The organism is Micromonospora sp. NPDC085948 (assembly GCF_040686315.1).
GTDB lineage: Bacteria > Actinomycetota > Actinomycetes > Mycobacteriales > Micromonosporaceae > Micromonospora.
The window spans coordinates 477,395-500,549 of the sequence record NZ_JBFBJW010000005.1 but is presented as its reverse complement, the minus strand read 5'-3'; the positions used below and the strand labels follow the sequence as shown (position 1 = coordinate 500,549).

Genomic DNA, 23,155 nt, shown 5'->3' with positions numbered 1-23,155 from the left:
CACGTCGTGGCGTCGTTGGCGGCGGTGCAAGAAACCGGACAGGGGGCCGTTGGGTCGCCCCTTGTCACGGGCGCTGTGGCACTATGGGGTTCCCCCCGCCACCGCACCGCAGGTGACTCGTGTCAGACCGGTTCGCGTTGCTGATCGGCGTACCGCACTGCGACGACGCTGAGACGTTCGCCCCCATCCCCGAAGACGTGGTGCGGGCCGACATCACCCGAATGCGCGACGCGCTGATGGAATCCGGCTATCAGGTCACGGTGCTTGGCGTAGCGCCGGACGGCCCCTCGGGGGAGGACGAGCAGCGGATACCCGGCGAGGTGACGCGTACCCGCTGCCTCACCGCGATCGACACCGTCTGTCAGCAGGTACCAGCCGGGGGAACCCTGCTGCTGTACTTCAGTGGCCACGGCGTTCGCTTCGGTGATCGCGACTATCTGGTGCCGGAGGACTACCGCGCCACCGGCAACAGCCGGGCCGACGAGGCTGCGCTGATCTCGCTTGACCTGTCTGACCAGGTCGGACGTTGCCAGGCCGGCATCGCCGTCGCCTTCATCGATGCCTGCCGCGACAATCCGGACCAATCTTTCGACATCTCCCAGATGCAGGGCCTACCCCAGCTACCGAACGGTGCCTTCGCGCTGGTCGCCGGCTGTGCCCGCGGAGAGATCTGCCGGTATGACGCTCGCGGCAGTCTGTTCACCCGGGCCTTGGCTGACGCTCTCGGGGTCCGTCATTCTGCCTGTACCGTGTCCGAGGTTGTCACCACGACCAAGCGTGCGCTCGCCGGCAGCGGGCAGACCCCCTCGGCCCGGGCCACCAGCGAGCTGACCGGAACGCCGTTCAGCGAGCCAGTCTGCGACGGCCTGCGGATCTTCGAAGAGTGGCAGGTCGGCGCGACGGACACCGAGCTGTGGGGCCTCGTGGAGGAGACCGCCTCGGCCAAGCGGGACCCGGTCGCCGCCGTGGTGCGCGACCTCGTCGAGGGTTATGCGAACACCATCACCGAGCTGCGCACCGAACGGCCACACGCTGCCCGGCCGCGCGACCCGTGGACCGACGAGGCCTACCCGCAGCGGGTCCTGTCCATCCTGCACGCGCTGCTTCGACCGCAGAACGACGACACCCAACTGACGCTGCCCCCGGCCGAGGTGGCCGTGCTCGTCATCGCCCCGTATCTGCGGGAAGCGGTCCTCGCGCTCGGCATGTTCGACCTGCACCGGTTGACACCGCGCAACGTCAGACCGACGTTTCAGGCCGGGCTGCGGTTCGATCTCGAAGTCGTCTACAGCGCCTATGAGCAGCTCTGCCGTCGGGTGATCCAGCTTGAGGAGGGCAGCGTCGAGCAGGACGCCATCGTGACCTGGATGGCCCACCGCTGGCTGCTCGGCCGGGAGGACCTGTGGTGCGCCGCCACCGTACGGGAGTGGACCACGACCGCGGCGGGGGCGCTGCTCGGCGCCCTCGGCGAGACACCCAGCCGCGGCGAGGTCGCCGAGTACGCCGACCTGCTGCTCAGCGTCGCGCACGCGGTGGGCGGCATCGAGGCGGTCGAGCTGATCGACACCGCCCCGGAGCAGCGCAACTCCCGGGTGCTCGCCCGACTGGTCAGGCTCGCCGGTGTACTGGCCGCCGACCCGCGCCGGGTGCCGCAGGTGGTGCCCGACCACATCGGGGTCCGTGATCCGGTAGCCCTGAACGACCTGCGCGAGGTGCTGGCCACCGCCAGGTGGCGCCGCGTGGCGACCTCGATGGAGCTGGCCGCCGTGTGCCCGCACCCGGCGATCCACGTCGTGTTGGGCGATCTCGCCGCCCAGGCCGAGGAGATGAGGCGACTGATCGTCGGCACCGCCAGTCGCGACGAGCAGCCGATGCTGGCCGGGCTGCCCCCGGCGTTCACGGCGGACGCGGTGCACGCGTTGAGAGTCACCGGCCAGGGGCCGCTCTACCAGCTCCCGCTGCTGCGATTCAGTCTCGCCGCAGACAAGGTGCAGGGCATGCTGATGGGCTCCCAGCTCTATGGCGACCGCTCGGTGGCGATCCGGGAGCTCTACCAGAACGCCCTCGATGCGTGCCGGTACCGCGAGATGCGATTCCGGGCCCACTACCACGACGCACAGCAGGACCTTGACGGTTGGACGCCGCGGGTCGTCTTCCGGCAGGGCGTCGAGGCCACCGGCCGGCCGTATCTCGAGTGCCAGGACAACGGCGTCGGCATGACCGAGTACGTCATCACGCGGGTGTTCGCCGAGGCCGGGACCCGCTTCGTGCAGACCGAGCCGTTCCGACGGGAGCAGGCACGTTGGCAGCAGCTCGACCCGGCGCTGCGGTTGCACGCGAACAGCCAGTTCGGCATCGGCGTGTTCAGCTACTTCATGCTGGCGTCGGAGATCTCGATCACCACCGTCCCGACCTACGAGACGGGATTGACCGGACGTGAGGCGCTCCAGATCACCATCGCCGGGAATGGCAACCTGTTCCGGGTACGTCGTACACCCGACGTGCCCAGTGGCATCCGCAACGGCGGCACGATCGTCCGGCTGCACCTGTCCGTCGACGACGGGGTGTCCTGTGCGGAGGCCCTGCGCGAGCACCTCCACCTGCCCGAGTACCGGGTCGACGTCGAGGTCAGCGGCGAGGTGGTCGACACCTGGCATCCCGGCGAGCTGCGGATGAGCGGGCCGATCGGCTCCTACGTTCGGGCCGCCGCGCACGTCTGGTGGATAGCCGACGAAGGGCGGTACCTCACCGACGGCATCCAGGTGCTTCCCCCTCGATCGGGATCGACGATGGCGGGCCGGTCGACCACAGACCATCCGTTCGGTTTCGTCCTGAACATGACCGGCCGACACCGTCCCCGGATCAGCGTCGACCGGCGTGAGATGTTGGAGTGGGACGCAGAATGGGTGTCCGCGCAGCTACGGTCGGCGCTACCGACACTGCGGACCTGGTCCGGGCTGAGCATGCAGTGGTTGTGGCGCTTGGCGGCCGCCGACCGGGAGCTCGCCGACTGGGTGTTCGACGAGCTCGGTGACCTGGAGCTGCCGGTACGGCCGGTACGGTCGAGCGTCCGGGTGAACCTCGGCCTGGTCGGTTGCCTACCCGAGGACGCCGACCTCCAGCCCGATCGGGACCGCTGGCCGCACCTGCCCGGTGCTGGCCTTCCCCGGTGGATCCACGCCTGGCGGGCCAAGCTGTGGCGGGACGCGCAAGGGCCGAGCGACGGCACCGGCGAGCCGGCGTACCTGCCACCGGACCGGTTGGACGGTTACCCCGTGATCCGCCCGAACCACCTGGACATCCTGCCCCGGCCGGTGATGGACGCCTACACCTTCCGCCGTCGGCGAGACACCCGTGGGCTGTCCAGCGAGGAGTTTCTCCGGATGCTGCGACCGTACGTGATCGCCGGCCTCGACCTGCGTCCGCTGCGCCTGCTGCGTACCGCGCCGGAACACGCGGCGCTGCTGGCGATGCTCCCGCCGGAGTTGAAGGCGGACGAGAACGTCGCGGTGCCGTTCGGGTTACGCGTCGTCGGCGCGGCGTGGCTCTCCGGCCGGTCGGTGGGGGAGGCGTGGCGTGCGTTGATCACGTTTACCGGCTCGGAGCCGATGCCGTCCACGCCCGTCGAGTCGGAGATCGAACCCATCGACGGTTATGTCCCGGACAACATCGACCGGCGGCTGGTGCACCGGGACTTCCGCGACGAGTACTACGACACCCGGTGGCTCAGCGGGATGTCCGTACGGCACCTGCTCGCCGCCGGTGAGGTACTCGGGATCGCCACCCCCGACCTCGTCGCCCGGGTCGGCCGGCTGCGGGCGCTCGGCATCTGGAGCGCGATCCGTCCCGGCTGGAACGGCACCGTACGGCTGCACGAGGACGACCCGGTGCAGGCCTGGCTCCTCGCCCTGGAACGACCACCCAACGCCATGGACCTGTTGATCCTGGCCAGCCGGTCCGGCGAGTCGGTGAGCCAGGTGGCGGACCGGGTTAGCGCTGCCTCGGCCGAGAGCGAACTGTCCGTCCTGATGCCCGAGTTGTCCGGGCTGGCGGACATCACACCCGGCCCCGACGACTGGGCGTTGTTGTCCGCGAGCGAGGTGTGGGACACCGGGGCTCCCCTGGTCCACCGGCTCGGCCGGATCGTCAGCGCGGTCGCGGCCGTCGCGCCCCTCGACGGTGCGGCCGAACGACTCGAGGCCGCGCTCGCCCGGCTGGCGCCGTTCTGGGAACTGCGCGGCGAGGTGACACCGCCGATGCTGGTGGCGATCGCCGGGGCCGCGCGGATCACCCTCGGCGAGGTACGCGACCATCTGCTCCGCTACTTCGCGCCCCATCTCGACCTGGACGCGATCGCGGCCGAACTGCCGAGCGCGCTGCGAAGGCGTACTGTTCGATTCGAGCGGGCCTGGATGCTGTTGACGGACACCGAGACCCGGCCCCGCTGGCAGGCGCCGGCGCCGCTGCACGTCGTCTGGCACGCTCACGTCAGCGGAAAGTCCATCGACGAGGTGCTGTCCGAACTGGCTCCGTACCAGGAACTGGGTGCGATCCTGCCGGCGTGGGTGCCGGACGGCGACCGGATCGTGCCGGACGGGTACGACGTGCTGATGCTCACCGACGACCTGCCGCCCGACGAGGGCCGGGGCTTCTCCAGCCAGAAACCGCCCCGCCATCCGCTCGCCGACAACACGGTCACCCCGCTACACCTGCTGCGACTTGCCTCGCGTTATGGCTGGGAGCCGGGCGTCGCGTACGACCGGCTGACCCGGTTCCAGTCCCTCGGCGTCGTCGTCGACTTCGGCCGCGACGACTGCCCGGAGGGGATCGTGGGTTGGCAGGACCTGATCGTCCTCACCGAGGAACTGGACGGCTGGGCCCCACCGCTGCGCGGCGATGTCACCGCCGAACAGATGGCGCTCGCCGCGGCCGCCGTGGGCGAACCGGTGGACGTCACTCGCGCCCGCCTGTGCCGATACGCCGCCCTGTTCGGACTACGGGTGCCGGACCCGCCGGAGGAGTCGAACGATGCCAGGTGACCACAGGTCGATCAAGTTCCGGGAACTTGAATTCGAGTTCTCCGGTACGCCCCAGGTGGCATCCGGCGACTTGGAGGAGCTCGTCGTCACCCTGGTCTGCCCGGCCTGCCAGGGCGAGATGACCAAGGAGATCTGGCACGGGCCGGTGTACGGCGGCAAGGGCTGGCTGCGCCGACGGCCGCCGGCCCCGCCGGACGGGCCGCAGGTCTTCATCTGTGCCTGCGGCTACCCGCACGCCGGTCGTCCGCCGGAGTCACCGGACACCGGCTGCGGCGCGTTCTGGGCGGCGGCACTGCGATGAACATCGAGGACAAGCGCTGGGAACAGCTCGCCGAGCAGCAGAAGTTCGGCCAACTCGATGGTGCCCGGCGGCAGGCGGAAGGCTGGCGCACCGGCCTGACCGGGCTGACCGCGCTGCTCGCCGCGGCCACCATCATCAAGGGGCCGGACAACGTGGTGGACCTGACACCCGATGCCCGGCTCATCGTCGTCAGCTCCCTCGGGCTGGGCTTCGCCGCGCTGGTCGCCGGCTCGCTGGTCGCCGTACGGGCGGCGAACGGATCGCCGGTGGGCGACACCTGGCTGACCGGAAAGTCGCTCAGGACCTGGACCCGCAACGAGGTCGGTGCCATCCGTAGGGCCATCCGGCTCGCCGCCGCCCTGCTGCTGGTCGGCCTGGCGGCGATCGCCTTCTCGGTGGGCACGACCTGGTTGGCCGGCCCGGCCAACAAGCCGGGGTTCAAGGTGGTTACCACGGACACCCAGGTCTGCGGTGAACTGTTGGCCCTGGACCGGACCTCGGTGACACTGGACGTCGATCGGACAAGCCGGCAACAGCGGGTCGTCGTCCGCTTGGACGGCGTCCTCAGTCTGACGCCGCAGCGCTGCTAGGCCGATGACCCGATCGCCGTACGAGGGGCGTCGTCAGGTCCACAGATCGGTGTTCTTCGCCTCCATCTCGGAGTACTGCTCGGCGGCGTCGGTGAGCGCCCCGGTCAGGTCCCGCAGCACCTCATGCAGGCTTGCCGCCGCGTTCTCCCAGCGGGTTCGCTGCTCCTGAAACGCGACCTGGTCCGGGCCCGACCAGTCGATCTGGTCCAGCTCGGTACGCAGCGCCGCCAACTTGCCGTCGATCCGACCCGCGACGCTCACCAACTGGGCACGCGTGTTCTCCATCGCGCCCAGGTCGTAGCTCAGGTTCGTCACGACTCGGCCTCCGGCGGCGGATTCAACGCGTCCACGACGCGCCGCAGCGCGGTCAGCTCACCCTCGTCGCTGTCCTGTTGGCCGGCGGCGCTCCGGTCGAGCATCTCGGCCATCACGTGGAGTTCCTCAAGCAGGCGCTCGACGTCGTGCCGCCAGCGCCGCACCAGGTCCTGATACCTGCTGGCACCGGCGCCGCTCCAGGTTTCGGCGAGTTCGTCGACCGCGCCACCGACCCGCCGCAGCTCGCTGCCGAGGTCGTCGTGGGTGGCCCGGACGCGGTTGGCGGCGACCCGCAACGTCGCATGATCAGCGTGGTACGGCGTCGCCATGGCATCCCTTACCGGCTCGGAGAGCCAACGTTACCGGGTCCGGCACCGCACCGGGAGTCACGGCTCGTTCCACGCCGTCTGGATCAGCTGTACGCCAGCGGCCCGGGTCACCAACCGTCCCCGACCGGGCGGTTGCGGACTCGGACGTACGGTGCCCAGCAGCGCCCCCTCCTCCCGTTGCCCGGACAGCAGCAGGCCTGGCGTGTCGAGTTCGCGCAGGCGCATCAGGACCGGTTCGTAGAGCGCCCGCGCGGCGCCACCGGCGCGACGGGCCACGATCAGGTGCAGTCCGACATCCCTGGCCTGGGACAGCAGGTCCAGCAGCTCGCCGATCGGATTGGATCCGCTGCCGGCGACCAGGTCGTAGTCGTCGACCAGGAGGTACAGGTCGGGGCCGCGCCACCAACTGCGGTTACGTAGTTCGTCAGGGGTGACGTTCGGTCCGGGAAGGCGGTTCGCCATCGCCGATCGCAGGCTGCCGACCATTTCTGTCATGGTCTTGGCGCCGGTCCCGTACCCAAGGAGGTGCTCGCCCTCGACGGCGCCGAGCAGGCCGCGTCGGTAGTCCACAAGTATCAATCGGGCCTGGTCCGGGCTGTACCGCTGCACGATGCTCCGGGCGACGTGCCGCAACAGGTTGGTCTTGCCGGACTCCGCGTCACCGAACACCATGAAGTGCGGGTTGGTGTCGAAGTCCAGATAGACCGGCGCCAGGCGGTCGCCGTCGACGCCGATGGCCAGCCCGCGCGACGGCTCGGCCATCGTGGCCAACGTGTCCGCGGAAAGCAGGCGCGGCAGCAGTCGTACCGGGGGTGCCGGGGGGCCGGACCACGCCTTCGCGATCATGTCCACCAGGTCGGCTCTCGCCCGCACGGACTCGTCGAAGGGCCCGGCGTCCAGTTGTGGCACCGCGGCCAGGAAATGCAACTTCTGCGGGGTCAGGCCACGACCGGGCGACCGCTCCGGCACCGACGCCGCGGCCCTGCGATCAATCTCCGATTCGGTGGGATCCCCCAGCCGCAACTCCAGCTTGGTGCCGAGCGCGTCTCGCAGGCCGGGCCGGAGGTCAGGCCAGCGGGCAGCGGTCAGGACCAGGTGGATGCCGAATCCGAGCCCTCGCCCCGCCAGCCGGGTGATCTTCTGCTCCAGCTCCTCGAACTCCGCTCGGAGCGTGCTCCAGCCGTCGACGACGAGGAACACGTCGCCGAACGGATCGTCGGTGAACTCCCCATCCGCGCGACGGCGCCGGTACGAGGCCATCGAGTCGATGCCCAGGCTGGAGAACCGCCGCTCGCGTTCCTCCATGAAAGTGCCCACCTCGGCGACGACGCGCTGCACCTTGTCCACGTCCCGTCGGTCGGCGACCCCGGACATGTGGGGGAGACCCGCAAGCGAACCCAGGCCGCCGCCGCCGAAGTTCAGGCAGTAGAACTGCGCCTCGGTCGGGGTGTGGGTGAGGGCGAGCGCACAGATCAGCGAACGGGCCAGGGTGGTCTTGCCGGACTGCGGACCACCGACGATCGCGAGGTGGCCGCCCGCACCGGCGAGATCGACGAACAACACGTCACGGCGCTGCTCGAACGGCCGGTCCACGATGCCAACCGGCGCGACCAGCATGCCCCGCTGGGACCAGCCGGCCGGGTGCAGGCCCAGGGTGTGGTCCACCTCCAGCGGTGGCAGCAGCTCGGCCAGCGTGGGCGGGTCGGCCAGCGGTGGCAGCCACACCTGGTGCGCCGGCACACCCCGGCCACGTAGCCGGTCGACGACCAGGTCGAGCACCGAGGGTTGGCCTTCCTCGACGACGTCCGGCGACTCGTCGGCCAGCGGAAGCCTCGGCACCGGCACCGGCACCCGTGCGGCCGAGAACGGTACGACCATCGACTCGGCCGCCCGAGCGCCGGTCACCCGCCGGGCCGCGCGGTACGCCCCCGACACGTACGCGGCCCGGAACCGGAGCATGGTCGAGGTGCCCTGCCGTAGATAGCCGTGGCCGGGGGCGCGGGGCAGCTCGTAGGCGTCCGGGACCCCGAGCACGATCCGGCTTTCCACGGCGGAGAAGGTGCGCAGCCCGATCCGGTACGACAGGTGCGTGTCCAGCCCGCGCAGCCGGCCCTCCTCCAGCCGCTGGGAGGCGAGCAGCAGGTGCACGCCGAGAGACCGGCCCACCCGGCCGATCATCACGAACAGATCGATGAAATCGGGCCGGGCGCTCAGCAACTCGCTGAACTCGTCACAGACGACAAGCAGGCTGGGCAGCGGGGCGAGTGGCTCCCCGGACCGCCGGGCCCGCTCGTACTCCTGCCGAGAGATGTAGTTGCCGGCCGAGCGCAGCAGTTCCTGCCGGCGCACCAACTCGCCGGCGAGCGCATCCTGGGTACGCCCCACCAGCGGCAGCTCGTCGGCGAGGTTGGTGATCACCGCGCTGGTGTGCGGTAGGGCATCCAACAGGCTGAAGGTCGCGCCGCCCTTGAAGTCGATGAGCGCGAAGTTGAGCTCCTCGGGCGAGTGCGTCGCGGCGAGCGCGATCACCAGCGTACGCAGGAGTTCGCTCTTTCCGGAGCCGGTGGCCCCGATCACCAGCCCGTGCGGTCCCATCCCGTCCTGCGCCGACTCCTTGATGTCCAGCTCGACCGGCAGTCCGTCGGGGCCGACCCCGATCGGCACCCGCAGCCGTTGGCGGGCGGGCCGGGGGGCCCAGCTCCGCGCCGGGTCGAGGGAACCTGGATCATCGAGGCCGAGCAGTTGGAGCAGACTCGTTTCGCCCGTCAACGGGTCGGCCGCGCCAGGCCGACGCAGGCGGTAACGCGACAACTGGCGGGCCACCGCCTCTGCCTGCGGCAGGCTCAGCCGGTCGGGCCGCCCCAGCACGGTGGTGTTCTTGCCTCGGTCGAGCCTGATCTCCTCGCCCGCCACCCGCAGGCACAGCAGCCACCGCCCCGCGTCTCGCGGCACCGTACCGGAGAGGTCGAGCACCGTGGTGCCGAGCAGACCTGCTCCGGTCAGCGCCTCGGCCCCGTCGATCTCGCCCCCGTCCTGGATGATGAGCAGGTGTGGTGCGCTGGTGAGTGGCTTGCTGTCGACGTTGAACCGGGGCCGGGTGGACAGTTCGTCGGCGAGCGCCGATTCCAACTCGGCCAGACCGGAGAACACCAGCCGAGCCGGGCCGGCACCGTCCCGCCGCGTTTCGTCGTACGTGTGCGGTAACCATTTGACCCAGTCCCACTCCGCGAGCCGGTCCGGCACGGTCACCACCGCGACCCGCAGGTCGTTCGGGGCGTGCAGGACCGCCGCGGCGCAGAGCAGGCTACGCGCCAGGGCCAGGGTGCCGGGCCGGTCGCCGCGGAGCACCACGCGGCCGAACGCACGCAGCGACAGCGCCGTCGGCAGGTCCGCTATGGTGCTGTGGGTCCGGATGAACTGCCGGAGTGCCACCGTGCACAACGGATCGAGATCCTCGATCGGCTTGGTCTCCGGCGGCACCAGGGTGACCGCGAGCGCCTGTGGTCCGGTGGCGAGCCGGATCTCGCCGAAATCGTCGTCGGTCGCCCGCCGTTCCCACATTCGACGGCTGCCGACGAACGACCAGAGCACCTCGGGGTCCGGATGCCGCCGACGCATCGCCGCCCGCTGCTGCTCCGCGGCCCGCCGCGCCTTCCTGCGCACCTGGTCGAGGTAGCGCAGGTAGCCCCGTCGCTCGACCTCCAACTCCGCCTCAGGGTCCCGACCTGGCGGAGTCATCTGCATGCCGAACACCAAGCCGAGGCAGGCGACGCCCAGGATCCCACCGGCAAGGTAGGTGAGCGCCCCGGTGTTGCCGCTGGCGAAAAGCAAGCCCATCGCCACCACGCCGGCGAGCATGGGCAGAATCAGGAGAATCTGGTTGGCGCGGGCAACCCTCTCGGCCGGCAGTTCCGGTGGGGATTCGAGGACGATCTCGCCCCGGGGTAGCGCGGGCGCCGGTGAGCGGGGTGGACGGACGACGACTACCGTACTCACCCGGGCTCCTCCCGAAACGCCGCCGGTCGCCTGCCACGTACCGCCGCTCGTGTCCGCCAGCCACGTGAGGGCGTTCCGGCGTTAGATTAGCGGTGCCGTGGTAAGCGCAATCATAGGTAACCGGAGGCGCGGCCCGGGTGACGGCGCGGACGGAGGGCCATAATGGTGGCAGACAGTTCGGTGGACAGCCTGTGCCGACTGACCCTGGTCGCGCCTCTGCGTCGGGTGGACCTCTCGGTGCCGGCCGACCTACCTGTCGCCGAGTTCGCGTCGCTGCTGTTGCGCTACGCCGGCGAGGACGACGGTGCGCTCGACCACGATGGGTGGGTGCTGTCTCGCCTCGGTGGTGGTCTGTTGGACACCAGCGCCACCCCGCGGGCCCTCGGCCTGCACAACGGCGACCACATCTTCCTCAGCCGCGCCTCGGACGCCGTACCCGAGCCGGCGTTCGACGACCTCACTGACGCCGTCGCCGTCGCGAGCGCCCGGACCGTGCCGCCGTGGCGGTCGGCCACGACCCGGTGGTTCGCGCTCACGACGGTGGTGCTCGCCGCACTCGGCGGCGTCGGCTTGGTGGTGGCCATCGAACCGCGCACCATCGCATACACCGTAGCCGCGGTGATGGCCATCCTGCTCGCCTCCGCCGGCACCGTGGCGGCGCGGGCGTTCGGCGACGGCGCGGTCGGTGCGGCCGTGGCCGCCGCCGCGCTGCCGTACGCCTTCGCCTGCGGTCTGCTGATCCTGGCCGAGCCGAACACGCCGGTTACGGATGCCGTCGGCGCCCCGCAGTTGCTCGCCGGCGCCGCGGCGTTGCTCCTCACCGCCATCCTCGGGCTGGCCGGCACGACAGCCTGTCGGCCGCTGTTCGTCGGCACGATCGCCGCGGCGCTGGCCCTGACCGCCGGCGCGCTCCTGGTGCTGGTGGGGCTCGCCCCGCTGCAAGCCGCCGCCATCATGGTCAGCGTCGGCTCGATCGCCACCCTGGCCCTTCCCCTGGTCGCGCTGCGGCTGGGCCGGTTACCCATACCGGGTGTTGTGTTCATTTCGGAAGACATCCGAACCGACCCGGCGGCGGTGGACTTCGCGGCGGTTACGGACCGCGTCGTCGCCTCGGCCGGCATCCTCGCCGGGCTGCTTGGCGGCACGGCGGTGAGCGTCAGCGCCGGCGCGGTGTTCCTCGCTGGGGACGGTTCGATCGCTGCCCTGGCGCTTGGTGGCTGCGTCGGGCTGAGCCTGCTGTTGCGGGCGCGCACCTTCGACCGGCTGGTCCAACGCCTGGTGCTGCTGGTGGGCGGCACCGTCACGCTCGTCGGTACCGGTGCGGTCGCCGCCGTCGCCGGCGGTCCGGGCATCCGGGTAGCGTTGCTGGCCGTGCTGCTCGTCGTGGTCGCCGGCGGCGCGATACAGGCGGGCACGGCCGGCGCCGGTCGGCGGGTCGGCACGCCGTACTCGAGTCGCGTACTCGACCTGCTCGACTCCCTCCTGCTGGTCGCGCTGGTGCCCCTGGCTGCCGGGGTCTGCGGTCTGTTCCAGTCCGTCGTCGACATCGGCCTGGGTTAGGCGGCCACCGGTGCCCACCCGCCGTGCGCAGTTGCGCGCCTACCAGTTCGCGGTCCGCCGAGTGACAAGCGCGCTGCTCTATGCCGAGCCGAACGCGGACCAGACCCTGTCGCACAGGGTGGTGGCGGTCTTCGCGGGTGTGATGGTCTGCGTGCTGATGCTGGCCGGGTGGGCGGTCATCACCGTGATCGGTCTCGCCGGACCGGACTGGCGCGACCCGGACGCGCTGATCGTCGACCGGGACACCGGCAGCCGGTACATCTACCACGAGGGACTGCTGCACCCGGTGCTCAACTACGCCTCGGCTCGGTTGCTGTTGGGCAAGGCGAGCGAGGACGTCCGGTGGGTACGGCACAAATCGCTGGCCAACGAGCGCTACGGCCCGCCGCTCGGTATCAAGGACGCGCCGGACGACGTGCCGAAGCCCGAGTCCCTGATCCGACTCCCGTGGACGATCTGCCGGGCCAGCGATCCAGCTGGTGCGGTGGTGAGCTGGATGGTTCTCGGTAACGATCCGTCCTGGGTCAACGAGCCGATGACCGACGGGGTGCTGGTCGCCGTCGGGGAGCAGCTCTATCTGATCTGGCAGGGAAATCGGCTGAAGGTGGTGGGCGAAAGCAGTGCCATCCGCGCCGCGCTCAGCTGGGCCTCGGTTACCGCGCTGCCCGTACCCGAAGTGTTCGTCAAGGCCATGCCCGAGGGACCTGACCTGGTCGCGCCGGCGATCCCCGGCATCGGTGAGACCGGCCCCACCATCGCCGGTCGGCAGACGCGGGTGGGCCAACTCTTCGAGGTCAAGGGCGTTCTGGACGAGGCGCAGTACTACGTGCTGCTCCGCGATGGGCTCGCGCCCATCGGAGGCACGGTGTTGGGTCTCCTGCAAGCGACAGGTCTGCCCGGTGTGTACGAGCCCGACGTCCGCATCAGGCCGACCGAGGTTGCCGCCGCCGAGTTGAGCAGGGTGCGGGCCTCCTCCGTCAACCTGCGGCCGCCCGGAATGCCCGACCAACCGCCTACCTTGGCCAGGCCCGATCCCCGCAACACTGTCCTCTGCGCCCGGTTGGGCGAGGGGGCGGGCGGGCAGCCGACGTGGAGCACGTACCTGTCGAACGCCACCCCGACCAGGCCGGAGTTGCGCGGCAGCCGGGCCCCGCAGGGCACGACCACAGTGGACTGGGTGCAGCTGTCCGGCGGGGCGGGCGCGCTCCTGCGTGTGGGCGACGACAAGGTCTTCCTGGTGAACACCCAGGGACAACGCTTCCCGGTCGCGGACCGCGCCGCGCAGGTCGCATTGGGCCTGGGTGACGTCACGCCCCAGCTCATACCGGCGGGGTTGGCCGACGCGCTGCCCGTCGGGCCGACACTGAACGTGCTCGACCCCGATCCACCCGTCTAGGGCTGCCGTTGTCCCCATCGGACCGTCCGGACCCGATCGGTGATCCGGTATCGTGACAGCTACCCTCCGCGCGACTCGGCGGCCGTACGGCAGGAGCGAAGGGAGTCCGTCGGATGACTGATCGCCCCGGAAGCGCTCGCGTCGATCTTGGTGCCCTGCGGCGCTTCGTGGACCGAATGGACAGTCATCTGCGAGATCTCAGCGGCCAGTTGACGGCCCTGACCGCACTCCAGCACCGTCAACTACCGTTGGGCGACACGGCGATCGCCAGGGATCAGGCGGTGCGGCACCAGCGGGTGTGCGAGGCGTATCAGCAGGAGTTGACGCAGCTCATGGAGGCTTACCAGAACGCCATCGAACTGACCGAGGTGCTGTTACGCCGCTACGGCGCCACCGACCAGGCCACTCGCGACGTCATCGAATCGTCGTACGGCCGGTTGGAAGCCGCCAGTCGGATGCTCGGAGACTGACCGTTGACCGAGCACCCTGAGGATCACTCGGAGCAGATCCGCGCGGCGGTCGCCAGCGGAGACCCGCTCGAGGTCGAGGCGGTGGCGGCCGTCTGGACGACGCTGACCGAGGTCACCGCGCAACTCGCCCTTGATCTCGGCCAGGAGATGGAGGATCTCGCGGTCGACTGGACGGGCTCGGACAGCGAGCGCTACCGGATGAGCATCTCCAAGATCGAGAAGTCCTGCCGGGCCATCTCCGAGGGCGCTCATTCCGCCCGCGAGGCGCTGGACATGATGGCGAAGCGCCTGCGCGAGGTCAAAGAGGCGATCGAGCAGAACCACCACGAGCCGGATCCCACCCCCTCCGATCCGCAGTCCCAGCCCCCCGCGGTGCTCGGCGGGCAGCACAGTTACGTGCCGGACGACAGGACAAGGAAGGCGGCCCGACGGCAAGCCGAGCGTCTGCTGGCCGATCTGGACGACTGGCTGCAGGTGCGGGGCGCGAGCATCCAGGTCCCCGGCGGCCACCTCGACACCTCCGACTCCCTCTGGTATCCCGAGGGCCCAACCAGTGGTCGGGTGCCCGACCAGCGTGACAGTGGTTGGCCGGGCCGGCCCGAGCACGGCCACGGCGCCCCCCGCGTCGACCGACCGGCACCACGTTCACCCGGCTTGATCAGCAATGACGAGCCCGACGACGAGGCCTCGGACGCCTACTAGTAGCCACCGGTACAGCACCGCCGGGACGTGTCGATCGCGGCGTGGACCGTGACCGCGATTTGGCGACCGTGCCGAAGGCGATGCCCAGCTTTCTGGTCTTGGGTCCGAGTCCTTCGGTGCGGGCATCGCGCCTCGGGAGATCTTGACGTCCCGCTGACGCGGATCCGAGATCGCTGTGCCGCCGTTGGCAAAGCTGACCGTCTCCTCGATCGCGGCGCCTTGTCCGCTGTCCCGGCGCAGGTCGAAGCTGGTGGGACGGGGGCGGAACGCCGCCCGGAGAGGAGCGGGAACGATCGTGCGTAAGGTGCTCATCGCCAATCGGGGAGAGATCGCCGTGCGGGTCGTGCGGGCCTGCCGGGACGCCGGGCTGGTCAGTGTGGCGGTCTACGCGAATCCGGATCGGAACGCGCCGCATGTTCGGCTCGCCGACGAGGCGTACGCGCTCGGAGGCGACACCCCTGCCGACAGCTACCTGGACGCGGGCGCTCTGCTCGCCGCCGCCCAGCGGGCCGGAGCCGACGCCGTCCATCCGGGTTATGGGTTCCTCTCCGAGAACGCGGCGTTCGCGCAGGCCGTCCTCGACGCCGGTCTGACGTGGATCGGCCCGCCACCGGCCGCGATCCGCGATCTCGGTGACAAGGTCGCGGCCCGGCACATTGCACGTCGCGCCGGGGCGCCGCTGGTGGCCGGCACCGCCGAGCCGGTGCGAGGTCCGGACGAGGTGGTGGGTTTCGCCCGGGAGTACGGCCTGCCGATCGCCATCAAGGCGGCGCACGGCGGCGGGGGCCGCGGCCTGAAGGTGGCGCGCACGATCGAGGAAATACCGGAGTTGTACGCCTCGGCGGTGCGCGAGGCCACCGCGGCCTTCGGCCGGGGGGAGTGCTTCGTGGAGCGCTACCTGGACCGGCCGCGCCACGTGGAGACACAGTGCCTGGCCGATGCGTACGGCACGGTGGTGGTCGTCTCCACGCGTGACTGCTCGCTGCAACGCCGGCACCAGAAGCTGGTCGAGGAGGCGCCGGCGCCCTTTCTGAGCGATGAGCAGAACGCCCAGTTGTACGACGCGTCCAAGGCGATCCTGCGCGAGGCCGGGTATGTCGGGGCCGGCACCGTCGAGTTCCTCGTCGGCGCCGACGGCACCGTGTCCTTCCTCGAGGTGAACACCCGGCTGCAGGTGGAGCACCCGGTCAGCGAGGAGGTGACCGGCATCGACCTGGTTCGCGAGATGTTCCGGATCGCCGACGGTGAGGCGCTCGGCTTTGGCGACCCGGAGCCGAGGGGCCACAGTTTCGAGTTCCGGATCAACGCTGAGGATCCGGGCCGGGGATTCCTGCCGGCACCGGGGACGGTGACCACCTTCGCGCCACCGGGCGGGCCGGGTGTGCGGCTCGACAGCGGTGTGGTGCCGGGCACCGTGGTCGGCCCGGCCTGGGACTCGTTGCTCGCCAAGCTCATCGTCACCGGCGCGGACCGCGGGCAGGCGCTGCGACGGGCACGGCGGGCGTTGTACGAGTTCGAGGTGGGTGGCCTTCCGACGGTGATTCCGTTCCACCGCCGGGTGGTGGCCGATACGGCGTTCACCGGGGAGCCGTTCCGGGTCCACACCCGGTGGATCGAGACCGAGTTCGTCAACGACATCGCACCTCACGAGCCGGTCGCCGTGGGTGGGCCGGAGCAATCGCGCGAGACGGTGGTGCTGGAGGTGGCCGGCCGGCGGGTCGAGGTGAGCGTCCCGTGGTCGCTGAGCGCACCTTCTCCCGCGGCGGTCGCTGCACCACGTCGGGGGAAGCGGACCCACGGCCCGGTGAAGGCGGCCGGCTGGGATCTGGTGTCGCCGATGCAGGGCACGGTCGTCAAGGTCGCGGTCACCGACGGCCAACAGGTCGCGGCCGGTGACCTGGTCGTGGTGATCGAGGCGATGAAGATGGAGCAGCCGTTGCACGCCCACCGCGCCGGCCGGGTCAGCGGCCTTGCCGCCGAGGTCGGAACGGCCATCGCCGGGGGCGGCGTGGTCTGCGGGATCGTCGACTGACATGGCTGGTGGCCCGATCCGCGTCGCCGGCTTCTCCGTCCTGCTGACTGGCCTTGGCCGGACCGCGCCGGCAGCCGTTCGCGGCGCTGGCGACCACCGTGGGGAGGATTCATGACCATCACTGTCGAGTCCGGTGACCTGGACCCGGTCGAGCTGGCCGCGGTCGTCGCCGTGCTGCTGGCCCGTGCCGCCGCGGTCGCGTCGTCGCCGGACGCCAAGCGAGGGCCCAACCGGCGGTCCGCGGTCTGGGGACGGCCCCACCGGTATCCCGACGTCGTGGTGGCGCACAGCTGGCGGACGCTGCCGATGGTCGAGCGCGAGGTCATGCCAGCCGCGTGAACAGATCACCGGCGGCGGCACCGGGGGCCGCGTCGACCAACTCCCGGGTGTACGGGTCGACCGGCTCACCGAGCACATCGGCGACCGGGCCGGTCTCCACCACCCGCCCGGCCCGCATCACCGCGACCCGGTCGGCGATCTCGCGGACCACGCCCAGGTCATGGGAGATGATCAGGTAGCTGAGGCCCAGTTCGGTGCGCAGCTGGTGCAGCAGTTCGAGGATCCGGTTGCGGTTCGACGCGTCCAGCGCGGACACCGGTTCGTCGAGCACCACCAGGTCCGGCTCAAGGGCGAGGGCCCTGGCGATGGCGACCCGTTGGCACTGCCCGCCGGACAGCTCACCCGGTCGCCGGTCGAGCACGGTCGTCGGTAGCCGTACTCGGTCCAACAGTTCTGCGGCCCGGGCGGCGCGGTCGGCACGGTTGCCCACCCGGTAGGCCCGCAGCGGTGCGGTGACGGCGTCGGCGATCGTGAGCCGGGGGTCCAGAGAGGCATAGGGGCTCTGATAGACCATCTGCATGCGGCGGCGCAGCTGGCGCAGGTCGCGTCCCCGCGCCGCGGTGATATCGGCGCCGTCGAAGCGAACTTTTCCGGCGGAGACGGCGGTCAGGCGCAACAGCAGCCGCGCCGTGGTGGTCTTGCCGGAGCCGGATTCGCCGACCAGGGCGACGGTCTCGCCGCGGTCCAGCCGGATGCTGACGTGGTCGACGGCGGTCCCACTGCCAAACCGTTTTACCAGGCCGTCACCGCTGATCAGTGGGGTGACGCCGGGTGTCGCGGGTGGTGGGTTGGTCCGAGGGGCTGGCCGGGCCAGTGCGTCAACGAGGTCCCGGGTGGCCCGGTCGCGGGGCGCGCCGAGCACCGAGCCGACGCTACCCGTCTCGCGGACCATGCCGTCGGCCATCACGACGACCCGGTCGGCTCGGTCGGCGGCGACGGCCAGGTCGTGGGTCACCAGCAGTAGGGCCGTCCCGCTGTCGCGGGTCAGGGTGGCGATGTGGTCGAGGATTCGCCGCTGCACGGTGACGTCGAGGGCGCTGGTCGGCTCGTCGGCGATCAGCAGGGCGGGTCCGGCGGCCAGGGCGATCGCGATGAGAACGCGCTGGCACATGCCGCCGGAGAGTTCGTGCGGGAACCGGTCGAGCAGGGTGTGCGCGTTCGGCAGCCCGGCCTGGTCCAGCAGGTCGGCGGCTCGGGCGCGGGCGGTGCGTCGGTCGGGCGCGAGCCGGTGGATGGCGAGCACCTCGGCGACCTGCCAGCCGATGGTGCGTACCGGGTTGAGCGACACCATCGGGTCCTGCGGGACCAGGCCGATGTGCCGACCACGCCGTTGGCGCAGCACCGGTTCCGGGGCTCGGGCGAGGTCAGCGGCGGCTGGGTCGCCCGGGCCGGTGAACAGGATCCGGCCACCCGTGAGGCGCGCCGACGCCGGCAACAAGCCGATCACCGCCCGAGCTGTGGTGGTCTTGCCGGATCCGGAGCCGCCGACGAGGGCGACGGTCTCACCGGCGGCGACGTGGAAGGAGGCATCCCGTACGGCAGGTACGACCCGCCGCCCGCTCGTGTAGTCGACCGCGAGGTTCTCGACCTTCAGCAGCGGTGATGTGTCGGGCATGCTCATCGACTCTCCTGCGCCGTGCCGGCGGCCTGTGCGATGCGGTTGGCGGCCAGGACGGTGGCGGTGATGACCAGCCCCGGCAGGGTGGTCAGCCACCAGGCAGTGCCCAGGTAGTCGCGGCCTTCGGCGATCAGAGATCCCCATTCGGGTTCGGGGGGCGGGGCGCCGTAGCCGAGGAAGGACAGGGCGGACACCTGCAGGACGACGGCACCGAAGTCGACGGCGGCGTAGAGCAGGACGGTGCCTGCCACGTTGGGCAGCACGTGCTGGAGGATCACGAGCGGCCACCGGGTGCCGCCGGCGCGGGCGGCCTCCACGTACGGCATCCGCACGATCCGGGCCGCCTCCGCGCGGACGACCCGCGCGAACATCGCGATACTGGTCAGTCCGACGGCGAGGGCGACCTTGACGGTGCCGAAGCCGAGCGCGGTGATGAGTGCCAGCGACAGCAGCAGCCCAGGTATGGCGAGCAGCACGTCGACCCCGCGCATGAGCAGTTCCTCGGCGCGTCCGCCCAGACAGCCGGCGAGCAGTCCGAGCACTGTTCCGGCCACCAGGCCCACGGCCACGGCGATCAGCGCGGCCTGCAGGGTGAGTGCGCTGCCGTGCACGACCCGGGCGAACAGGTCGCGGCCCAGCAGATCGGTGCCGAACAGGTGGGTCGCCGACGGTGGGAGCAGCCGGCTGGCGGGCGCCGCGGCCAGCGGGTCGCGGCTGGTCAGGAGCCGCGGTGCGGTGGCCGCGAGCACGACGACCAGGATCATGGCGCCGGACGCGACGAGTGCCGGTCGGGCGGTCCGGCGGCCGACCCGGTCGAGCAGGCGGCCGGGAAGGGGCAGTCGGGTGTCAACCATGGACCACCTCCCGGGCCCCGGTGGCGGTGCGTAGCCGCGGATCGAGCACCGGCATCAGCAGCTCGGTGGCCAGGCTGACCAGCACGAAGCAGGCCGCGCCGAGGATCACCGCGCCCTGCACCACGGGGATGTCCTGGGCGGCGACTGCCGTCGCGGTCAGCCGCCCGATGCCGTGGCGGGAGAACACCGTCTCGACCACCACCGCGCCGGCAAGGATGTTGCCGGCCAGCACGCCGGTCACGGCCAGCGGGGTGAGCGCGGCGTTGCGGGCGGCGTGCCGCAGCAACAGCCGGGCCCGTCCGGCGCCCTTGGCGGCCGCGGTGTCCAGGTAGGGCTGGGCCAGGGCGTCGCCCAGGCCGCGGGCGAAGGTCTGGCCGACGAGTGCGGCGACCGGCAGAGCCAGCGTGATCGCTGGCAGTACGGCCGCGGCAGAGCCGTCGCCGAACGCCGGCAGCAGCGCCCACCGGAACGAGAAGACCTGCAGCAGTACCAGGCCGACCCAGAAGGTGGGCACCGAGACGCCGGCGCCGGGCAGCGAGAGCAGCAGCCTCCGTAGCCCACGGCGGCGGACGTATGCGGCGAGCAGGGCGACGGCGGCGCCCAGCGGCACGCCGAGGCCGAGTGCTCCGGCGGCCAGTTGCAGGGTCGGTGGCAGCGCGTCCAGCAGCATCCGCGCGACCGGTTCCCCGGTCTGCACCGACGTGCCCAGGTCCCCGCGTACCGTGCCCGTGAGTCGGTCCAGGTACTGCTCGGGCAGCGGGCGGTCCAGGCCGTGTTCGGCCCGGAGCGCGTCGAGCTGCCCCGCGGCCACGGTGGTGGCGTCACCACCGCCGGCGGCCATCACGGCCACCGGGTCGCCGGGCAGCACGTAGAGCAGCACGAAGGAGAGGGTGTAGGCGGCCCAGAGCACAAGCACGGCGTGCAGCATCCGGCGGCCGGCGGTCAGGACAGCCATGCGTCGTAGTACTGCAGGCCGGAGGAGGAGGTGAACGCGATGTCGTGCACCTTGCCGGTGAGGGCGAAGACGGTGGTCATTTCGAACACCGGGATCTGGTACGCCTGATCGAGCACCCGCCGCTGTGCGGTGGCGACGAGCTCGGCACGCCGCTTCGCGTCGCCGGCGGCGGCCTGCGCGTCCAGGTCTCGCTGCAGGTCCGGGTCGTTGATCCGGGACAGGTTGAGCAGCTTGTCGGAGAAGGCGGTACGCAGGATGTCCGGGTCGGCGCGTGTCCCGCTGCCCCAGGCGAGGTCGTAGTCGCCGCTGCCGCGCGCCTGCTGGTAGTCGGCGATGGAGAGGATCCGCAGGTCGAGTTCGATGCCGACGTCGCGCAGTTGTTGCTGGATGAGCTCGACAGCGGCCTTGTTGGGTCCGAAGTTGGTGGCCAGGATGGCTTCGAGGGTGAGCCGCTGGCCGTCGTGCGACCGGATGCCGTCCGGTCCGGGCTGCCAGCCGGCGCCGTCGAGTAACCGGCGTGCGGTCTGCGGGTCGTGCCGCAGCAGAGGGCTGTTGTCGGTGAAATTCGCGGTGCTGCTGGACAGCGCGCTGGTGGCCGGGCGGTAGCTGGGGCTCAGGACGGTGTCGACGACCTCGGTGCGGTTGACGGCGGCCTGCACCGCCTGACGTACGGCCAGGTTGGCGGCGATCGGCCGGGCCGTATTGACGCTGAAGGCGACGGGGACGCCCGGATTGGCCCGGCTGAGCAGACTGACGCGTCCGCCACGCAGGGCAGGCTCGTCCTGGGGTGCGACACCGGCGATGCCGTCGACCTGCCCGGAGGTGAGGCTGCCGGTCCGTACACCGGATTCGGGCATCACCAGGAAGGTCACTTTCTCCAGGCGGGCGTCGCCCTGGTGCAGGCTCAGTGGAGAGGGCCAGGCGTAGCCGGTCCGGCGGGTGAGGGTGGTGCTGCGGTTGGTCTCGTAGCCTCCGAGCTGGAACGGTCCGGAGCCGACCAGCCCGCCGGTGCAGCGCTGCTCCGCGCCCTTGCCGAGGCTGGTGGGCGCGAGCAGGCCCAGCGTTGGTGTGGAGGTGGCCTGGAGGAACTGGGCGTTGGGGCCGCCGAAGGTGACCACGGCGGTGTGCGGTCCGGTCACCCTTGTGGCCTTGTAGCCCTGGACGAACCCACTGCCGAGGATGGACTTGGCGCCCAGCGCGGCGACGTCGTCCAGGTTGCGTTTGACCGCTTCGGCGTCGACCGGGGTGCCGTCGGCGAAGGTGGCGTCCTCGCGCAGGTGGAAGGTGAACTCGGAGGCGTCCTTGGTGACGCTCCAGGACGTCGCCAGCCAGGGCACGATCTCACCGGTGGCCGGGTTTTGGTCGGTGAGCGAGTCGACCAGGCCGCGGGCGACGTAGAGGCCCTCGCTGGTCGCCGCCTGGTGCGGGTCGAGGCAGGTCGGGTCGGCGGGCAGGGCGAACTTCAGCTCACCGCCGGATCGTGGCGTCCCGCCGCTGGACCGGCTCTCGGCTGCGGTGCCGCAGGCGACGAGCAGGACTGGGAGCATGGCGGCGACCGTGGTGAGCCCGCGTGGTATTGGCATGGGGATACTCCGTGATGGTGAGGGGGGTGGTGGGCGGCGGGGAAGCTCAGCCGGCCCGAGACAGCCGGGACGGCATCGACCGGCCGAGCCGGAAGCCGACGCCGCGTACCGTGACGATCACGTCGCGGTCCCCGAGTTTGGTGCGCAGGGCGCTCACGTGCGTGTCGATGGTCCGGCTGGTGGTCAGGCTCGGTGTGTAGGTGTCGGCGGGGAAGCCCCAGACCTCGGTGGCGAGGCGGGTCCGGGAGTGGACGACGTCCGGTTCGCCGGCGAGGTGGTGCAGCAGGTCGAACTCCTTGCGGGTGAGCTGGACGGGGTTCCCGTGCACGCGGACCTCGCGGACGCGCGGGTCGATGTGCAGGTCGCCGCGGATGATCACGGCTCCGGATCTGGTGCGCCCCGCTCCGGCCCGGACGCGGCGCATGATGGCCTCGATCCGGGCGAGGAGTTCGCGGACGCCGTACGGCTTGGTCACGCAGTCGTCGCAGCCGGCCTGCAGGCTCAGGACCCGTTCGACGGCCATGTGCTGCTCGGTGAACGCGATCAGCGGGACGTCGCTGGTGGCGCGCACCCGCCGGCATGCTTCCACGCCGTCCATGTCACGCAGGCACAGGTCTATCAGCATGAGGTCGGAACGGTCGAGCGTGCCGATTGCCTCAGCTCCGGTGCCGCATTCTGTGACGTCGAAGCCGTGCCTTTTCAACTGTGCGCTGAGATCTGCGCGCCGGGAATTGTCGGAATCGACCACCAGGGCCCTCATTCGCACTGCTCCCTCGTTGCTACGCCGTGATCTCCGGCGGATCTGCCCGTGTCGTCATGCATGCATACATAACCTATAGGTTTGATAGGTTTTGCACCATGCAGAGCCGCCTCGTCGCCGCCGGTGCTTAGGCTAGGGTCTTGGGTTTGCCCAACGGAAGTGAGTGACGTCACGTCCGGCGATCACGCCGAGGTCGGGGCCGAGCGCCGTCGATGAATTGACAATTCTCTGTAGTTCTTCTGTATCTTCACGAGCTCCCCGGCCGAGTGGCAGCGCTGCGGCGACCGTCCGGCCGACGTCCCGCTGGGGTTGCTGA

At 70.9% G+C, this 23,155-nt stretch carries 17 protein-coding genes; 9 read left to right on the top strand and 8 right to left on the bottom strand.

Annotated features, from left to right (window positions below; genetic code table 11):
• Positions 1–119 precede the first annotated feature (119 nt).
• From AB0O48_RS17270 to AB0O48_RS17260, 3 genes are read left to right on the top strand one after another with little or no spacing between them, the layout of a single operon-like run.
• Complete coding sequence (locus tag AB0O48_RS17270) at positions 120–5,039, top strand: caspase family protein (protein WP_365066588.1); 4,920 nt, start codon at positions 120–122, stop codon at positions 5,037–5,039.
• The gene (locus AB0O48_RS17265) at positions 5,029–5,340 is read left to right on the top strand and encodes a hypothetical protein (protein WP_365066585.1); all 312 of its coding nucleotides are present in this window, start codon (positions 5,029–5,031) and stop codon (positions 5,338–5,340) included. Before AB0O48_RS17270 ends, AB0O48_RS17265 begins: the two co-directional genes overlap by 11 nt.
• The gene (locus AB0O48_RS17260; protein WP_365066582.1) at positions 5,337–5,930 is read left to right on the top strand and encodes a hypothetical protein; all 594 of its coding nucleotides are present in this window, start codon (positions 5,337–5,339) and stop codon (positions 5,928–5,930) included. The genes AB0O48_RS17265 and AB0O48_RS17260 overlap by 4 nt, the downstream gene beginning before the upstream one ends.
• Positions 5,931–5,963: 33 nt before the next feature.
• Here the strand turns inward: AB0O48_RS17260 and AB0O48_RS17255 are convergent, their stop codons facing one another.
• From AB0O48_RS17255 to eccCa, 3 genes are read right to left on the bottom strand one after another with little or no spacing between them, the layout of a single operon-like run.
• The gene (locus tag AB0O48_RS17255; protein WP_365066579.1) at positions 5,964–6,245 is read right to left on the bottom strand and encodes a WXG100 family type VII secretion target; all 282 of its coding nucleotides are present in this window, start codon (positions 6,243–6,245) and stop codon (positions 5,964–5,966) included.
• Positions 6,242–6,574: a WXG100 family type VII secretion target gene (locus AB0O48_RS17250; protein ID WP_365066577.1), complete on the bottom strand. Its 333-nt coding sequence runs from the start codon at positions 6,572–6,574 to the stop codon at positions 6,242–6,244. The genes AB0O48_RS17255 and AB0O48_RS17250 overlap by 4 nt, the downstream gene beginning before the upstream one ends.
• A 57-nt stretch (positions 6,575–6,631) precedes the next feature.
• Complete coding sequence (gene eccCa / locus AB0O48_RS17245) at positions 6,632–10,570, bottom strand: type VII secretion protein EccCa (protein ID WP_365066574.1); 3,939 nt, start codon at positions 10,568–10,570, stop codon at positions 6,632–6,634.
• Between the two features lie 162 nt (positions 10,571–10,732).
• On the opposite strand from eccCa, the gene eccD reads away from it, so the two are divergent.
• From eccD to AB0O48_RS17215, 6 genes are all read left to right on the top strand, one after another.
• A complete protein-coding gene (gene eccD / locus AB0O48_RS17240) occupies positions 10,733–12,130 on the top strand; it encodes a type VII secretion integral membrane protein EccD (protein WP_365066571.1) in 1,398 nt (465 codons plus the stop codon).
• 10 nt (positions 12,131–12,140) lie between these two features.
• Positions 12,141–13,526: a type VII secretion protein EccB gene (gene eccB, locus AB0O48_RS17235; protein WP_365066568.1), complete on the top strand. Its 1,386-nt coding sequence runs from the start codon at positions 12,141–12,143 to the stop codon at positions 13,524–13,526.
• A 113-nt stretch (positions 13,527–13,639) separates the two neighbouring features.
• The gene (locus AB0O48_RS17230; protein ID WP_365066566.1) at positions 13,640–13,996 is read left to right on the top strand and encodes a hypothetical protein; all 357 of its coding nucleotides are present in this window, start codon (positions 13,640–13,642) and stop codon (positions 13,994–13,996) included.
• Positions 13,997–13,999: 3 nt separating this feature from the next.
• Positions 14,000–14,698 (top strand): hypothetical protein, encoded by a 699-nt coding sequence (locus AB0O48_RS17225; RefSeq protein WP_365066563.1) that lies wholly within the window; start codon positions 14,000–14,002, stop codon positions 14,696–14,698.
• Positions 14,699–14,993: 295 nt separating this feature from the next.
• Complete coding sequence (locus AB0O48_RS17220; protein ID WP_365066559.1) at positions 14,994–16,730, top strand: biotin carboxylase N-terminal domain-containing protein; 1,737 nt, start codon at positions 14,994–14,996, stop codon at positions 16,728–16,730.
• Positions 16,731–16,841: 111 nt separating this feature from the next.
• Positions 16,842–17,069 carry an acyl-CoA carboxylase epsilon subunit gene (locus tag AB0O48_RS17215; RefSeq protein ID WP_357570477.1) on the top strand — a complete coding sequence of 76 codons (228 nt, stop codon included), beginning with the start codon at positions 16,842–16,844 and terminating at the stop codon, positions 17,067–17,069.
• Here the strand turns inward: AB0O48_RS17215 and AB0O48_RS17210 are convergent.
• The 5 genes from AB0O48_RS17210 to AB0O48_RS17190 are packed head-to-tail and all read right to left on the bottom strand — an operon-like array spanning position 17,053 to position 22,839.
• Positions 17,053–18,690, bottom strand: a complete 1,638-nt coding sequence (locus AB0O48_RS17210; RefSeq protein ID WP_365066555.1) for an ABC transporter ATP-binding protein — start codon at positions 18,688–18,690, stop codon at positions 17,053–17,055. The two genes, AB0O48_RS17215 and AB0O48_RS17210, sit on opposite strands and share 17 nt — an antisense overlap.
• Positions 18,687–19,541, bottom strand: a complete 855-nt coding sequence (locus AB0O48_RS17205) for an ABC transporter permease (RefSeq protein WP_357240497.1) — start codon at positions 19,539–19,541, stop codon at positions 18,687–18,689. The genes AB0O48_RS17210 and AB0O48_RS17205 overlap by 4 nt, the downstream gene beginning before the upstream one ends.
• Positions 19,534–20,496, bottom strand: coding sequence for an ABC transporter permease (locus AB0O48_RS17200; protein WP_365066551.1), 963 nt, complete (start codon positions 20,494–20,496; stop codon positions 19,534–19,536). Before AB0O48_RS17200 ends, AB0O48_RS17205 begins: the two co-directional genes overlap by 8 nt.
• Entirely contained in the window at positions 20,484–22,079 is a 1,596-nt protein-coding gene (locus AB0O48_RS17195; protein ID WP_357240491.1) for an ABC transporter substrate-binding protein, read from the bottom strand. Before AB0O48_RS17195 ends, AB0O48_RS17200 begins: the two co-directional genes overlap by 13 nt.
• A gap of 46 nt (positions 22,080–22,125) precedes the next feature.
• Complete coding sequence (locus AB0O48_RS17190) at positions 22,126–22,839, bottom strand: response regulator transcription factor (protein WP_357240488.1); 714 nt, start codon at positions 22,837–22,839, stop codon at positions 22,126–22,128.
• Between the last annotated feature and the right edge of the window lie 316 nt (positions 22,840–23,155).

Excerpts from the sequence above, each read along its gene's own strand:
- AB0O48_RS17265 (WP_365066585.1), top strand. The coding sequence starts at position 5,029 with ATGCCAGGTGACCACAGGTCGATCAAGTTCCGGGAACTTGAATTCGAG.
- AB0O48_RS17260 (WP_365066582.1), top strand. The coding sequence starts at position 5,337 with ATGAACATCGAGGACAAGCGCTGGGAACAGCTCGCCGAGCAGCAGAAG.
- AB0O48_RS17250 (WP_365066577.1), bottom strand. The coding sequence starts at position 6,574 with ATGGCGACGCCGTACCACGCTGATCATGCGACGTTGCGGGTCGCCGCC.
- eccD (WP_365066571.1), top strand. The coding sequence starts at position 10,733 with ATGGTGGCAGACAGTTCGGTGGACAGCCTGTGCCGACTGACCCTGGTC.
- AB0O48_RS17230 (WP_365066566.1), top strand. The coding sequence starts at position 13,640 with ATGACTGATCGCCCCGGAAGCGCTCGCGTCGATCTTGGTGCCCTGCGG.
- AB0O48_RS17215 (WP_357570477.1), top strand. The coding sequence starts at position 16,842 with ATGACCATCACTGTCGAGTCCGGTGACCTGGACCCGGTCGAGCTGGCC.
- AB0O48_RS17210 (WP_365066555.1), bottom strand. The coding sequence starts at position 18,690 with ATGAGCATGCCCGACACATCACCGCTGCTGAAGGTCGAGAACCTCGCG.
- AB0O48_RS17205 (WP_357240497.1), bottom strand. The coding sequence starts at position 19,541 with ATGGTTGACACCCGACTGCCCCTTCCCGGCCGCCTGCTCGACCGGGTC.
- AB0O48_RS17200 (WP_365066551.1), bottom strand. The coding sequence starts at position 20,496 with ATGGCTGTCCTGACCGCCGGCCGCCGGATGCTGCACGCCGTGCTTGTG.
- AB0O48_RS17195 (WP_357240491.1), bottom strand. The coding sequence starts at position 22,079 with ATGCCAATACCACGCGGGCTCACCACGGTCGCCGCCATGCTCCCAGTC.
- AB0O48_RS17190 (WP_357240488.1), bottom strand. The coding sequence starts at position 22,839 with ATGAGGGCCCTGGTGGTCGATTCCGACAATTCCCGGCGCGCAGATCTC.